Source organism: Paenibacillus sp. R-74696, from assembly GCF_055814915.1.
In genome coordinates, this window is sequence record NZ_JBPULM010000030.1 from 577,213 (window position 1) to 591,065 (window position 13,853).

Genomic DNA, 13,853 nt, shown 5'->3' on the forward strand with positions numbered 1-13,853 from the left:
TTCAATCCGAGAAATATAAGCCCATTTATATGTGTCAAACTTATAAATTCTTATATTTCAAGGTGAAACGGCTGCCCTTCTCCCTTTGGCGGCGCGGCGCGTTTCAATCCGAGAAATATTAAATAAACAATCCGCCGATCAGGCCCATAAAATTGGCTGCCAATTCCTGCGAAAAATTAAGAATCGGGCTAATGGTCACCGCGCGAAGCGGTGGAATGAACAACAGCAGCAGGAAAATAATAATTCCCCATTGCATGTTCTGCTCCATTTTATACCCGACTTTAAGCGGTACGAGATTTTGAATGATCCGGTAACCGTCAAGCGGCGGCAATGGAATCAAATTGAAAATAAACAGCAAAAAGTTGAGCGATATGAAATAAGAGAAAAATACTTGCAAAGCATCCTGTACGCCAATGGAGCCCATATGGTACAGTCCCGACTTGATGCTGATATAATAAAGAATAATGCCAAGCAGTCCGAGCACAAAGTTGCTAAGCGGACCTGCCGCTGTCACAATAACGCCCATTAAGCGCGGATGCTTAAAGCGATTTTGGTTTACCGGTACAGGCTTGGCCCAGCCAAAGCCAGCAAGCAAAATTAAAATCATCCCCAGCACATCCAAATGAACGCGCGGATTCAGCGTTACCCTGCCGGCATCATAGGCTGTATTGTCACCGAACTTGTACGCCGTGTAAGCATGCGCAAACTCGTGAACGGTGAAAGCAATAATCAGCACAAGCACAGCAAACGGCAATTCAGCGGTCGGATAAGCAAACCATCCTTCCATACTCATTGCGTTACCTGCGGCTTGCGTGCTACGAATACAACCCAGTCTTCATCGCGGCGTATTTCCTCCACGGTAAAGCCGGCTTTCACAAGCCCTTGCTCCACAAGCTCTTCCTTGTTTTTATAAATGCCGGAGGAAATATACAGCCCGCCCGGTTTCAGCGCCTGATAAACCTCATCAATAAACAGCAAAATAATTTCCGCTAAAATATTTGCAACGACCAGATCGACTGGCACCGAGACCGTCGTGGACTCATTTGAACCAACAGATCCGCGTGCCCCTTTGCCGCCTAATACGCCAAGCAGATCGCTGAGCTTAACCTCGACTTGCTCCTCCAGCCCGTTCAGACGCACATTTTCCGTCGCACTTGTGACTGCAATTGGATCGAGATCAAGCGCAAGCACACGGCTGGCACCCAATCTGCAAGCCCCAATCGCCAAAATGCCTGAGCCTGTACCAACATCAATGATCTCCTCGCCGCCCTTAATGACGGATTCCAGCGTCTGCAGGCAGAGGGAGGTTGTTGGATGTGTACCTGTCCCAAAGGCCATGCCCGGGTCAAGCTCAATAATTTTCTCATTCGGCGCAGCTTCGTACTCTTCCCACGTCGGCTTTATCGTCAGTGTTTCCGATACTTTAAGCGGCTTGAAATATTGCTTCCATGCCGTTGCCCAGTCCTCTTCATCTACCATTTGCGAAGTAATTTCATAATCGCCTGGATCAATGCCGAATTCACGAAGCTGTTCGATCGGTGCTACAAGCTCTGCTTTCAAAGCGGCGATATCTGTTCCTTCCGAAAAATACCCCTTTATAACCGCATGTCCTTCCGGAATATCATTCAGCGGTGTCTCATACCACTGACCGAGGGACGTGTCCCGTTCTTTGTTCAGCGTGCCGGATTCTTCAATGGAAACCCCGTCCGCATCCCGTTCATGCAAAAAGTTAGAAATCATCTCAATCGCTTGCTCCGTCGTCGAGATTGTAAGTTCATGCCATTTCATTTGCTTCTACGCCTCCAGTGTGAAAAACTAACATCTATTGTACACCAATCCGCATTGATGCACAAAATATGTATTTGAAAATGTGATAAACCTGCTATTTTACAGCCTTTCCAGCTATTAAATCATCTTTTGCGCATAGCAAAAAGAGAGGGCAGGCTGCTTTCCCCTGTCCTCTCCGCCTGCAAATGCCAGTGCTGGCTTTACATGGCCCGTTTACATCAATAGCTCCATACTTCCGCCTGCATCCTCAATTAGGCGCAGTGCCCTGTCCTTGACATGCTCTTCAAGCGTCGCGGTAAGTGCCGTACTGTCTGCCTGTCCATCTACACGAAGCGCCTGCAGCTTGCGCAGCGCTCCCTGTGCCGCCTCAGAATGTTCAAATACAGCACGTACGTGTTGATCAGCCATAATGGGCCAAGCCTCCTTCTTCGTATAGATAAGCGGCATTCCACCGCCCCGTTTCCTACTTCGATAGAATGGAAAACCAGCGCCATTATTATTCATTTTTTCGCAAGCTTTCAGAAAAAAAGACGATCCGCGCTTATTCGCCGCGGAACGCCTTTTTCATCCGATCAAAAATCGATTCATGATTTTCTGCCGTTTCTGTCGGAACTGAGCCTGTAACGCCGCCAAACTGGCGAAGCAGCTCTTTCTGTTCATCCGTCAGCTTCTGTGGCGTAACGACCGTTACTTTAACATGCTGGTCGCCCTGTCCATATCCGCGCAGCTTCGGAACGCCTTTGCCTTTTAGGCGGAAATACGTGCCCGTTTGTGTGCCGGCTGGAATTTTCAGCTTGATTTTCTCCGTCAGTGTCGGAATTTCGATTTCATCACCGAGTGCTGCCTGTACGAAGGAAAGAGGAACCTCGCAATAAATATCGTCGTTTTCACGCTCGAAAAATTCATGTGCTCTGACGCGAATAACGATGTACAAATCGCCCGCAGGACCGCCGCGTTGGCCAGCTTCACCTTCGCCGGACAAACGGATTTGTGCGCCTTCATCAACGCCGGCTGGGATTTTCACAGTAATTTTGCGCTGCTTTTTCACTTTGCCTGCGCCATGACAAGTTCCGCATTTGTCTTTGATTACGCGGCCTGTTCCGCTACAGTTGGAGCAAGCACGACGATTGACCATTCGGCCGAACGGCGTATTTTGCACAACCTCCTGCTGACCAGTACCGCTACATACGGAGCAAGTGTCCGGCTTCGTTCCTGGTTTCGCTCCAGAGCCTGTGCAAGTATCACATGTCTCGGTACGGGGAATCGTAATTTCCGTTTCCTTGCCGAATACCGCTTCCTTGAAATCAATCGTCATCGTATATTGCAAATCGCTACCGCGCTGTGGCGCATTCGGATCACGACGGCCACCGCCGCCGCCAAAGAACATATCGAAAATATCGCCAAAGCCACCGCCGTCGAAACCGCCAGCTCCGCCGCCCATTCCCTGATTCGGGTCAACATGCCCGTATCGGTCGTAGGTTGAGCGTTTGCCATCGTCACTCAGCACGTCGTAAGCTTCCTTAACTTCCTTAAATTGCGTTTCGGCATCAGCTGCCTTGTTGACGTCCGGATGATACTTTCGCGCGAGCTGACGGTACGATTTCTTAATGTCATCCGCTGAAGCGTCTTTACCTACACCCAGAACCTCATAATAATCTCTTTTTGACAAACGGTATCACCTCCGCCCATAAATGTGTTGGATAAGCTGGACGAAAGAAAGTGGTATGTGCGCCGTGGTCGCCACTGCGAGAAAGGTTGGGCTTCCGGCCGCTGTTGTTTTCTGATTTCTTGAATATGGTCCCTTTAGACGTTGAAATCCGAAAACAAAGGCGGACGCTACCGCTCTCTCCAGCTCCAACCTTTCTCTCCGTTACTCCCATGCTACATATATTTCTTTTGTTCAACTTATCCTTTAAAGAAAGTATAGCTTCGTCTCAATTATTCGTCGAAGCTTTTATGATGACATAATCATGGAACAAGGTCAAAGACAGGGGAAGCCCTGTCTTTGACCTCTTCCGCGCTACAAGCTTAGTTTTTGTCGTCAACTACTTCGTAGTCAGCGTCAACCACATTGTCTTTGCCTTTTGCTTCCGGCTGCTCGCCTTCTGCGCCTGGCTGTCCAGCCGCTTGCTCATACAGCTTCACGGATAGCTGCTGTACAATTTCAGTCAGCTCATCAGAAGCTGCTTTGATTTCCTCCAGGTTGTCGGTTGCAAGCGAAGCCGTTACTTTTTCTTTCGCAACGTTTGCTTTTTCGATTTCTTCTGGAGCTACTTTATCGCCAAGATCTTTAATCGTTTTGTCTACCGAGTATACAAGTTGGTCAGCGTTGTTTTTCGCTTCTACCAGCTCACGGCGTTTGCGGTCTTCTTCCGCATTCAGCTCGGCATCCTTCATCATTTGTTCAATTTCCGCATCGCTTAGGCCGCTGGAAGAAGTGATTGTGATTTTTTGGCTTTTGCCTGTGCCTTTATCCAGTGCAGATACGTTAACGATACCGTTCGCATCGATGTCAAAAGTAACTTCAATTTGCGGTACGCCGCGCGGTGCAAGAGGAATATCGCTCAGGGTGAAACGGCCCAGCGTTTTGTTGCCCGCTGCCATTTCGCGCTCGCCCTGCAGGACGTGAATTTCAACGCCAGGCTGATTGTCAGCATACGTCGAATATACTTGCGATTTGCTTGTTGGAATCGTTGTGTTACGGTCAATCATCTTCGTGAAGACGCCACCTGCTGTTTCAATACCAAGGGAAAGCGGAGTAACGTCAAGCAATACAACATCTTTAACGTCGCCAGTCAATACGCCTGCTTGAACAGCTGCGCCCAAAGCAACAACCTCATCCGGGTTAACGCCTTTGTGCGGATCTTTGCCGATCAGCTTTTTAACGGCTTCTTGTACGGCAGGAATACGCGTTGAACCACCAACAAGAACAACCTTGTCGATTTGGCTTGCGGACAGGCCGGAATCGCTCAGCGCTTGACGAGTTGGTTTCAGCGTACGCTCTACGAGGTCAGCTGCCAGCTCTTCAAATTTTGCACGAGTCAGGTTCGTTTCCATATGCTGAGGAACGCCATCTACCATCGTAATAAACGGCAGCGAAATCGTTGTCGACATAACGCCGGACAGTTCTTTTTTCGCTTTTTCAGCAGCATCTTTCAGACGTTGTACAGCCGCTTTATCTTTGGAAAGGTCTGCGCCTTGCTCTTTTTTGAATTCAGCTACAAGGTGATCGATAATGACTTGGTCAAAATCGTCGCCGCCCAGCTTGTTGTCGCCGCTTGTTGCTTTAACTTCGAAGAAGCCATCGCCAAGCTCAAGGATCGATACGTCAAATGTACCGCCGCCAAGGTCATAAACGAGGATCGTTTGATCTTCTGTTTTCTCAAGGCCGTAAGCAAGAGCTGCTGCTGTCGGCTCGTTGACGATACGAAGAACTTCCAGACCTGCGATTTTACCAGCATCTTTCGTTGCTTGACGCTGGCTGTCATTGAAGTAGGCAGGAACCGTAATAACGGCTTGCGTTACGGTTTGACCTAAGTAAGCTTCTGCATCAGACTTCAGCTTTTGCAAAATGATTGCGGAAATTTCTTGTGGCGAATAATCTTTGCCATCAATGCTTTCCTTATGGTTTGTACCAATATGGCGCTTGATCGAAATAATCGTGCGGTCAGGGTTAGTGATCGCTTGGCGCTTCGCGCTTTCGCCGACGATACGCTCGCCGTCTTTTTTGAAACCAACGACCGAAGGGGTTGTACGGCTGCCTTCCGGGTTAGGAATAACGACAGCTTCGCCGCCCTCCATTACTGCAACGCAAGAGTTTGTTGTACCAAGGTCGATACCGATTACTTTACTCATCGTGAATTTCCTCCTTATAATGGTTCTTCATTCCATACATTCTATTATCAAAGGAAAATATCGGTTAGCCGCTCACTTTAACCATTGCCGGACGGAGAACCTTCTCCTTCAGCATGTAGCCTTTTTGAACTTCCTCCACAATAATTCCTTCTTCATATTCATCGGATTCCACCGTCATAATCGCCTGATGGAAGTCAGGGTTAAAAGCTTCTCCAACGACATTCATCGCCGTGAGACCTTCCTGCTCCAGCGTTTGTGTCAATTGGCGGAAAATCATGTCTACGCCTTTCGCAAGCGCCTCTACGTCACCATTAACGGAAGCAGCAGCTGTAGCCCGATCGAAGTTGTCGACAACCGGCAGCAGCTCTGTAACGAGCTTCATCGACGCATAACGCGCCAGCTCTTCTCTTTCCTTAGTGGAACGACGACGGAAATTGTCAAAGTCCGCTTGTGTGCGAAGGTAGCGCTGCTGGCTCTCTTCAAGCTGCTTCTCAAGCTCTGCATAACGCGCATCAACTGCTTCAGCTTCATTTTGCCCAGCTTCAGCCGTTTCTTGCGATTCGACAGTCTCGTCTGCCACTAGCTCCTCAACCACATCATTTTGTTGCTCTTTACTCACCCTATTCACCTCCTTCAAATGCCGCTAAAGCATGGCTTCATCATTTATACCAACGGGCCAAAAATGCAGCCATATCTTTAGAAATCATATCTACCAAACTCATTACCTTGCCATACTCCATCCGCGTGGGACCAAGGATGCCGATTGTACCGAGCGGCTGCCCGTCAACCGAATAAGAAGCTGTAATCAAGCTGCAGCTGGCAATCGCCAGATTATCATTTTCCGTCCCGATGCGCACTTGTATGCCTGAAGGCAAGGAGGAAAACATTTTCATCACGGCTGGCGTTTCTTCCAGCAAATCCAAAATCGTTTTTACCTTGTCAACATCTTTGAATTCCGGCTGCGTCAGCATGTTCGTCGTTCCACTTAGGAACAGGCGATGATCGTTATCAGGCTGCAGCGCCTGATCCAGTACGGTCAGCACTTCCTCGCAATGATCGACGTAACGCTCAAGCTCCTGACCGACCTCAAGATAAAGCTTGGATTTCAAGCGGACTAACGGAATGCCGACAAGCTTCGTATTCAAAATATGAACGACCTTCTCCAGCTCCTCCATCTTCACCTCAGACGGCAGCGTAATCGTGCGATTCTCGACGCGCCCTGTATTGGTGACAATGATGGCGACCGCAGAACGCTCATCCAGCGGCACGAGGCTGAAATGCTTCAGAGATGTATTGAACAGCTCCGGGCCCAGCAAAATCGACGTGTAGTTCGTCAGGCTGGATAATATCGATGCTGCATGCTGAATAACCTGCTCCATCTGGCTCATCTGCTCGGTGAAAAAAGAACGAACCTTCGTCATATCCGCATCATTCAACTCTTCCATCCGCATCAGATGATCGACGTAATAGCGATAGCCTTTAGTAGAAGGAATCCGGCCTGCCGACGTATGCGGCTGCTCCAGAAAACCAAGCTCCTCCAAATCCGCCATTTCATTACGAATGGTAGCTGGGCTGAAGCCAACATCACCGCGCTTAGAAATACTGCGTGAACCGACCGGCTCGGCCGAGCGGATATAATCATCTACGATAGCTGTTAAAATCATTCGCTGTCTATCCGTCAACATGCGCATTCCCTCCAAGTCATCGGCTTTGTCATTAGCACTCGTCTTGATTGAGTGCTAATCGTTAATACAAAAATACCAAACCCGCTTGAGCATTGTCAAGTGAGTTTGGCATTTTTAGTTAGCCTATTTTATTTTCAGCCACTTGTTAACACTAAGTATCCATCTATTGATACGTTAAAAAAAGGATTACTTAGTCACTTTTATAATCAATACCTTTGCATTGTCCCAATCACCGTAGTTAGGTACCAAAGTTAATTCTACTGTACCTGCCGCAGTTCCCACTACACTATTATCTAGTTAGGATGTGTATGCAAACGAGAGCCCCTGCTGCTCCCTGCTTAGTGCGTATTCGGATTCCTTTTTTGTGGGCTGAGGTTCCGCTATTCTGGATTTCGCTCCCATTTCGGGCCTTAAGCGGACAGGAGATCCGCTATTGCCTTCATAATCCTCTCAAAATGACGATGGGCAGCGCATTAGCGGCTCCTGAGTCCGCAACCTTTGCCAAAACCTGCGATTCAGTTGAAATAGCGGCTGCTGTGTCCTCCAAATCTATGTTTGTGTCTTCGCGAAGGGAGCAAACCCCTAAAACGAGCAGCAATAAGCTGCCTTTTGGTAAGTAGGTTCATATTATTCACATTTATGAGTTGTGCCATTCCCGGTAGTAGATGGAAGGCCTTTGAACACTGGCTTCCATCGGAATCCAACTCGCTTGCGTTTGCATACACGTCCTAGTTCCTTCATAACTCGTAAAAAAACCCGATAAAAAAAGAATATTCCCATTTTGGAAATATTCTTTTTCATCAGGCTTGCATGAAAGCATTAATATGATTTAAAAACCCTTACTCCAGCACTTTCAAAACGGCGATTTCATCGCAAGCATTCTGCTTCGGACAGTTGACGCAATCGGTCCATACCTTTTCCGGAAAGATTTCTTTATCTACGACCGTAAACCCATTCCGCAGAAAAAAAGCGACCTCATACGTCAGCGCCATTACCTTCGTAATGCCCTGTTCCTTCGCCGCAGCAAGCAAGCCGTCAACGAGCTTGCTGCCTATGCCCAGACCCTTGTAGCCATCCGACATGCCAAGTGACCGGATCTCTACCAAATTATCGCCGAGCTTCGTCAGCGAGCCGCAGCCAACAACCTGGTCGCCTACTTCCGCTACAATAAAAGAATTTATCGAATACTCAAGCATATACCGGGTACGGGGCAGCATGATCCCTTTCTCTGCATAGCCTTGAATTAAATCAAACAATACGTCAACATCATCTTTGGTTGCTTTTCTGCACACTGCCTGCAAGCTGTCCATTAGTTTCATGCTGCTCCCCCCATCCGGTGCTTGTTTCATCACCATATTCATATCATTGAATAAATATACAACATCACGCATGTTTTCTCAATAGGCAATTTCAAAAACGCTTCATATAAATTTTCAAAACTGTCCAGCTCTAGCTAAACTTCCAAACCAATAAACGAACCAAACACTTCGTTGCCGAGCAACACGCCTTTATCCGTCAGCCGATAGCCTGCGCCACGCTCATCCTCCAGACGCTCCATCAAGCCGTCATTCAAATGCTTGTCAATAATCGGGCCAAAATAGCTGCCGAGCATCTTCCCGTCAAACTGGCGGGTAAAATCAGCTGTACGAATGCCATCCAGCAGACGCAGGCCAACCATCATAAAGTCCTCCATCGCCTCAAGCTCGGAAATCGTCTCCGTATCAAGCCGAGGCAAGCGCGACAGCGTAGCGTCAATATATGGCTGTACCCCCTTGATATTAACATGGCGCTCGCGATTTGCGTACCCATGAGCACCGGCTCCGAGACCATAATAAGGCTCATTGCGCCAGTACGTTGAATTATGCTTGCTTTCATAGCCGGGGCGGGCAAAATTACTTATTTCATAATGCTGATAGCCGCCAGCCTTAAGCTGCTCTATCAGCAGCAAATACATATTTAAATCCTCATCCTCTGTCGGCAGCGGCAGCTCATTGCGCTCATACAGCTTGTGGAACAGCGTGTTTTCCTCCACTTTAAGGCTGTACAGCGAATAATGCGGCAGCTCAAGCGCAAGCGCCTTCTGCACGCTGTCCGCGAGCAGCTCAACCGTCTGCCCTGGCAGGCCAAACATCAGGTCGATCGACAAATTCGTAAATCCTGCGGCTCTAGCGTTCTCCAGGCTGCGATACACATCCTCGACATTGTGAATGCGCCCAATACGCTCCAGCAGCGTATTATTAAACGATTGCACGCCAAAGCTGATCCGGTTCACCCCACCGGCATACATCGCCGCCAGCTTGTCAGCATCCGTCGTGCCCGGGTTTGCCTCCATCGAAAACTCGACATCTGGAGACAGCGGAAAATGCTTGCGAACAGCTGCGAGAAATCGCTCCATCTGCGGCGGTGTAAGCACCGTCGGCGTACCTCCGCCTACGAATACCGTATCGATTTGCTCAGGCGGCAGCACGCTGATTGTCCGCTCCATTTCGCGCTCCAGCGCATCCAAATAATCGTCCACCGGCTGTCCTTTCAGCACATAGGACGTAAAATCGCAGTAATGGCACTTATTCGTACAAAAAGGGATATGAATATAAAGCGCTCGCGGCGCGTAATGAATCGTCATGCTGTACACCTGCTTTCCTGTGGCAAGCTCTCTTCAAGCGCCAGTCCGTCATAGTGCGGCTGGCTTCTTGCCTCTCTCATGATAAAAAGGAGAGCCTCCGGCTCTCCTTCTCCCTCTAGCTTTCGTCGATCTTGAGCACAGCCATGAACGCTTCCTGCGGCACCTCAACGCTGCCGACCTGCTTCATGCGTTTCTTGCCTTCTTTTTGCTTCTCAAGCAGCTTGCGCTTCCGGCTAATGTCGCCGCCGTAACATTTGGCAAGTACGTTTTTACGCATCGCCTTAACGGTTTCACGAGCAATAACCTTGGTGCCAATCGATGCCTGTATCGGAACCTCGAACATTTGACGCGGGATAAGCTCCTTCATCTTCTGGCAAATAATCCGTCCACGGAAGAACGCCCGGTCGCGGTGAACGATGACGGACAGCGCATCGACCTGCTCGCTGTTCAACATAATATCCATCTTCACAAGATTGGACTTCCGATAGCCGGACACTTCATAGTCGAACGAAGCATAACCCTTCGTGCTTGATTTCAACTGGTCGAAGAAATCATATACAATTTCCGAAAGCGGAATTTCATACGTAATCGTGACGCGGTTCGTATCCAAATATTCCATATTAACGAATTCGCCGCGTTTATTCTGGCACAGCTCCATAATCGCGCCAACATAATCATTCGGTACGATAATGCCCGCTTTAACATAAGGCTCCTCGATAAAATCAAGCTTGCCCTGCTCTGGCAGGTTGGACGGATTGTCGATACTCATGACCGTTCCATCCGTCAGCGTCACCTGATAAATAACGCTTGGCGCCGTCGTAATAAGCGGAATGTTGAACTCGCGTTCAATACGCTCCTGAATAATTTCCATATGCAGGAGGCCCAGGAAGCCGCAGCGGAAGCCGAAGCCTAATGCTGTTGACGTTTCCGGCTCGTAGCGCAGCGAAGCATCATTCAGCTCCAGCTTCTCAAGCGCTTCGCGCAGATCGTTATAATCCTGTGTTTCGATCGGATAAAGTCCGCAAAATACCATCGGATTAATTCGGCGGTAGCCCGGAAGTGCTTCCGGTGCTGGACGCTTCGCATCGGTTACGGTATCGCCGACACGCGTGTCTTTTACATTTTTGATACCAGCAACGACAAAACCTACATCACCAACAGCCAGCTCGTCCACAATGCCCATACGCGGCATGAACGCTCCAACCTCAATAACCTCAAATTCAGCACCAGTCGCCATAAAACGAATTTTCTTACCCGCTTTAATGCTGCCGTCCATAACTCGGACGTAAACGATAACACCTTTGTATGCATCGTAGTGAGAGTCAAAAATCAGTGCCTTAAGCGGCATATCAGGATCACCTGTAGGAGCTGGAACCTTTGCAACGACCTGCTCCAAAATCTCCTTAATGCCAATGCCTGCCTTCGCCGAAGCATGAACCGCCTCGCTTGCATCCAGCCCGATAACATCTTCAATCTCCTGCTTGACGCGATCTGGCTCTGCGCTTGGCAAGTCGATTTTATTAATGACCGGAAGAATTTCGAGGTTGTTGTCGAGTGCCAAATAAACATTGGCAAGCGTCTGCGCCTCAATCCCTTGCGCGGCGTCTACAACGAGCAGCGCGCCTTCGCAAGCAGCAAGGCTGCGGGAAACTTCATATGTAAAATCGACGTGTCCAGGCGTATCAATCAAATTGAGCAAATATTCCACACCGTCATCTGCCTTATAGGTCAGACGAACAGCCTGCAGCTTAATTGTAATTCCGCGCTCCCGCTCCAAATCCATTTGGTCCAGCACCTGAGCTTGCATTTCTCGCGAAGAAAGCGCTCCTGTGTATTCCAAAATGCGATCCGCAAGCGTAGACTTCCCGTGGTCAATATGCGCGATAATCGAGAAGTTTCTAATTTTCTTTTGTCGGTCACGTACGTCAGCCATGCCTAACCCCCACACCATCCATTATTGCTAATCATTCTTTCCATTATATCAGCAATGGAGAGCGCCAGCAATGCGGTTGCCGAAATTCCGGCAGAGCGCCTTTGTTAATTCGTCACCTTTTCAAACAAATCTACAATAAACGCCATGCTTCCGGTCGAAAAAGATTGCAGCAAGCCTGCCGTGCCATCAGCCAGCTTATTGACCGACGGCTCCTGATTTTCATATGGCATGCCCGGCAGCCGGTCGCCATAGAGCGCATTTTGCTCGGCAAGCTTCCGCACCTCGGCCAGTTCCCTCTCAAGCTCGGATATTTTGCGCGAAGCGGCATCCGACATGCCGGCAATCGACTGTGTTTCAGGTACAGCTGTTCCGCTGACTCCCATTTCCGCGCCTTGCCCAATGATTGCATCTGCCGGCATGACAGAGGATGCTCCGGTCTCCTCAATCGGCCCGTAAATCCGTTCAATGCCCGAGGAGGACATTTCTATGCCATACAAGATAACAAAAACGAGTACTCCGCCGATGATCGCCCATTTAAACGCATCACGCCGCTTTCTCATACCGACCCTATCCTTTCTACACTAGATTCGCCAATTAGCTTTGTGGAGCTGTAACCTTCTCATCCTGCCAATAAATATCCGCGATCACCTTAGCAAGCACATCTGCGGTGCGATACGACTCTACCAGCGTATTGTCTACACCTCCTACCTCGATCAGCACGCTGTCTGAGGCGAGCGATTGATTGTATTCCCCATTGCCTGTGGCAGCTGTTTTGCCCCATATTCCCCTTGAAATGCCCGGATACTGCTTCTCCAGCGCTTCGTGAATTTTAGTAGCAAATGCCTCGTTTTCCTTCCAGTTCGGATTTTTATGGCCGATGATAAAATAAACCTGTGCATAGCTTTTGCCCTTAATCTCGGTCGTCGTATATTTGCGCTTCTGCGAATCGCGATGCAGATCGAATAATAATTTCAAATCCTTGCTGCTCGCCAGCGCCTCTTTTACCGTCTTCATGGAATATTTATAGGACAGCTCCCATTTGTAATTTTTCATGGCGGTCGGATAATCCGTTTCTGAATGCAAGGCGCCTACCCCGCGCTGCTCCAACTGCTCTGCGAGCCGCTTGCCGACCAGCGTAATATTCGTTGTGCTGGAATTCGGGTCCTTGGCGCCATCCTTCAATTCCGGGTACCACGATTCCCGATTATGGGAATGATAGATGAATGCGACCTTGGCTTCTCCCGTCGATGGCTTCGTATTTCCGCTGCCGTTTTGCCCTGGCTTGTCCGCTGGGTCAACAGCGCTTGGCGGCAGCGATGGCAGCGGCTCCACAATCGGCTGTTCGCCTGCTGTCCCTTCTTCGGCATGCGAAGGTATCGGCTCATTATCCTCAGGCCCAACGGCGGTATCGGTTCCGCTGCCTTTGCGAATGAGGAAGGAATCTCCGGCATTCATGCCGGGAATGCCTGCCGCTAGCAGGCTTTTGGGCTGGGTAGGATTAATATCCGTCATCAGCCTGACTAGAAAAGCGCTCACCTGCGGCACAGACAGATCGCCAGACTGGCTGCTGCCCTGATAGGCAGGCAGCTCCATTTCCAGCATATCCCCGAACAAACCGCTAGATACCGCCGCTGCAAAACCTTTCATCGAAGACACCGGCGCAGCCGACGCTTGACGATGGGCAACTGCCGCAATGCCTATAATGACGAAAAAAATCATCGAACATAAAGAAAGAACAGCGAATGTTCTTCCTGTGACCAGCAATTGCCGAATTTTCCGGCTTCCATACGCCAAATCGAGCAGCATGATTTTTCGTCTCATCGTTTCGCTTACCTCCCGGTTCTGTGCTAGAGCTATCCTGCTGCTATTAATCTATGAACGAGTAGGCATTAGTAGAACCGACTGCACCCTCATTTTTAATATATTGATCTGCTAGTTTTAGAGTGATAGCGGCATGCTTATATAAAAA

At 49.1% G+C, this 13,853-nt stretch carries 12 protein-coding genes; all 12 read right to left on the reverse strand.

Going from position 1 to position 13,853, the window contains the following annotated elements; genetic code table 11:
• Positions 1-118 precede the first annotated feature (118 nt).
• The 12 genes from ACSR9A_RS14115 to spoIIP all read right to left on the reverse strand — a co-directional run bounded on the left by ACSR9A_RS14115 (position 119) and on the right by spoIIP (position 13,705).
• Positions 119-793: a site-2 protease family protein gene (locus tag ACSR9A_RS14115; RefSeq protein WP_473757786.1), complete on the reverse strand. Its 675-nt coding sequence runs from the start codon at positions 791-793 to the stop codon at positions 119-121.
• Entirely contained in the window at positions 790-1,788 is a 999-nt protein-coding gene (gene prmA, locus ACSR9A_RS14120; protein WP_473757787.1) for a 50S ribosomal protein L11 methyltransferase, read from the reverse strand. The genes ACSR9A_RS14115 and prmA overlap by 4 nt, the downstream gene beginning before the upstream one ends.
• A 213-nt stretch (positions 1,789-2,001) precedes the next feature.
• Complete coding sequence (locus tag ACSR9A_RS14125; protein WP_473757788.1) at positions 2,002-2,196, reverse strand: hypothetical protein; 195 nt, start codon at positions 2,194-2,196, stop codon at positions 2,002-2,004.
• A gap of 133 nt (positions 2,197-2,329) precedes the next feature.
• Complete coding sequence (dnaJ, locus tag ACSR9A_RS14130; protein WP_473757789.1) at positions 2,330-3,457, reverse strand: molecular chaperone DnaJ; 1,128 nt, start codon at positions 3,455-3,457, stop codon at positions 2,330-2,332.
• A 359-nt stretch (positions 3,458-3,816) separates the two neighbouring features.
• On the reverse strand, positions 3,817-5,643 hold the full coding sequence (gene dnaK, locus ACSR9A_RS14135; protein WP_341278430.1) for a molecular chaperone DnaK: 1,827 nt from the start codon (positions 5,641-5,643) through the stop codon (positions 3,817-3,819).
• A 64-nt stretch (positions 5,644-5,707) separates the two neighbouring features.
• Positions 5,708-6,280: a nucleotide exchange factor GrpE gene (gene grpE / locus ACSR9A_RS14140; RefSeq protein ID WP_473757790.1), complete on the reverse strand. Its 573-nt coding sequence runs from the start codon at positions 6,278-6,280 to the stop codon at positions 5,708-5,710.
• A gap of 22 nt (positions 6,281-6,302) precedes the next feature.
• Positions 6,303-7,328 carry a heat-inducible transcriptional repressor HrcA gene (hrcA, locus tag ACSR9A_RS14145; RefSeq protein ID WP_473757791.1) on the reverse strand — a complete coding sequence of 342 codons (1,026 nt, stop codon included), beginning with the start codon at positions 7,326-7,328 and terminating at the stop codon, positions 6,303-6,305.
• Positions 7,329-8,167: 839 nt separating this feature from the next.
• Positions 8,168-8,647, reverse strand: coding sequence for an N-acetyltransferase (locus ACSR9A_RS14150; protein WP_081418578.1), 480 nt, complete (start codon positions 8,645-8,647; stop codon positions 8,168-8,170).
• A 134-nt stretch (positions 8,648-8,781) separates the two neighbouring features.
• Positions 8,782-9,951: a radical SAM family heme chaperone HemW gene (gene hemW, locus ACSR9A_RS14155; RefSeq protein ID WP_473757792.1), complete on the reverse strand. Its 1,170-nt coding sequence runs from the start codon at positions 9,949-9,951 to the stop codon at positions 8,782-8,784.
• Between the two features lie 115 nt (positions 9,952-10,066).
• Positions 10,067-11,884 (reverse strand): translation elongation factor 4, encoded by a 1,818-nt coding sequence (gene lepA, locus ACSR9A_RS14160; protein ID WP_341278434.1) that lies wholly within the window; start codon positions 11,882-11,884, stop codon positions 10,067-10,069.
• 104 nt (positions 11,885-11,988) lie between these two features.
• Positions 11,989-12,444 (reverse strand): hypothetical protein, encoded by a 456-nt coding sequence (locus ACSR9A_RS14165; protein ID WP_473757793.1) that lies wholly within the window; start codon positions 12,442-12,444, stop codon positions 11,989-11,991.
• A gap of 34 nt (positions 12,445-12,478) precedes the next feature.
• Positions 12,479-13,705 (reverse strand): stage II sporulation protein P, encoded by a 1,227-nt coding sequence (spoIIP, locus tag ACSR9A_RS14170; protein ID WP_473757794.1) that lies wholly within the window; start codon positions 13,703-13,705, stop codon positions 12,479-12,481.
• Between the last annotated feature and the right edge of the window lie 148 nt (positions 13,706-13,853).

Coding starts and splice junctions, on each gene's coding strand:
- ACSR9A_RS14115 (WP_473757786.1), bottom strand. CDS start 793: ATGAGTATGGAAGGATGGTTTGCTTATCCGACCGCTGAATTGCCGTTT.
- lepA (WP_341278434.1), bottom strand. CDS start 11,884: ATGGCTGACGTACGTGACCGACAAAAGAAAATTAGAAACTTCTCGATT.
- ACSR9A_RS14125 (WP_473757788.1), bottom strand. CDS start 2,196: ATGGCTGATCAACACGTACGTGCTGTATTTGAACATTCTGAGGCGGCA.
- ACSR9A_RS14150 (WP_081418578.1), bottom strand. CDS start 8,647: ATGAAACTAATGGACAGCTTGCAGGCAGTGTGCAGAAAAGCAACCAAA.
- dnaK (WP_341278430.1), bottom strand. CDS start 5,643: ATGAGTAAAGTAATCGGTATCGACCTTGGTACAACAAACTCTTGCGTT.
- spoIIP (WP_473757794.1), bottom strand. CDS start 13,705: ATGAGACGAAAAATCATGCTGCTCGATTTGGCGTATGGAAGCCGGAAA.
- prmA (WP_473757787.1), bottom strand. CDS start 1,788: ATGAAATGGCATGAACTTACAATCTCGACGACGGAGCAAGCGATTGAG.
- hemW (WP_473757792.1), bottom strand. CDS start 9,951: ATGACGATTCATTACGCGCCGCGAGCGCTTTATATTCATATCCCTTTT.
- hrcA (WP_473757791.1), bottom strand. CDS start 7,328: ATGTTGACGGATAGACAGCGAATGATTTTAACAGCTATCGTAGATGAT.
- ACSR9A_RS14165 (WP_473757793.1), bottom strand. CDS start 12,444: ATGAGAAAGCGGCGTGATGCGTTTAAATGGGCGATCATCGGCGGAGTA.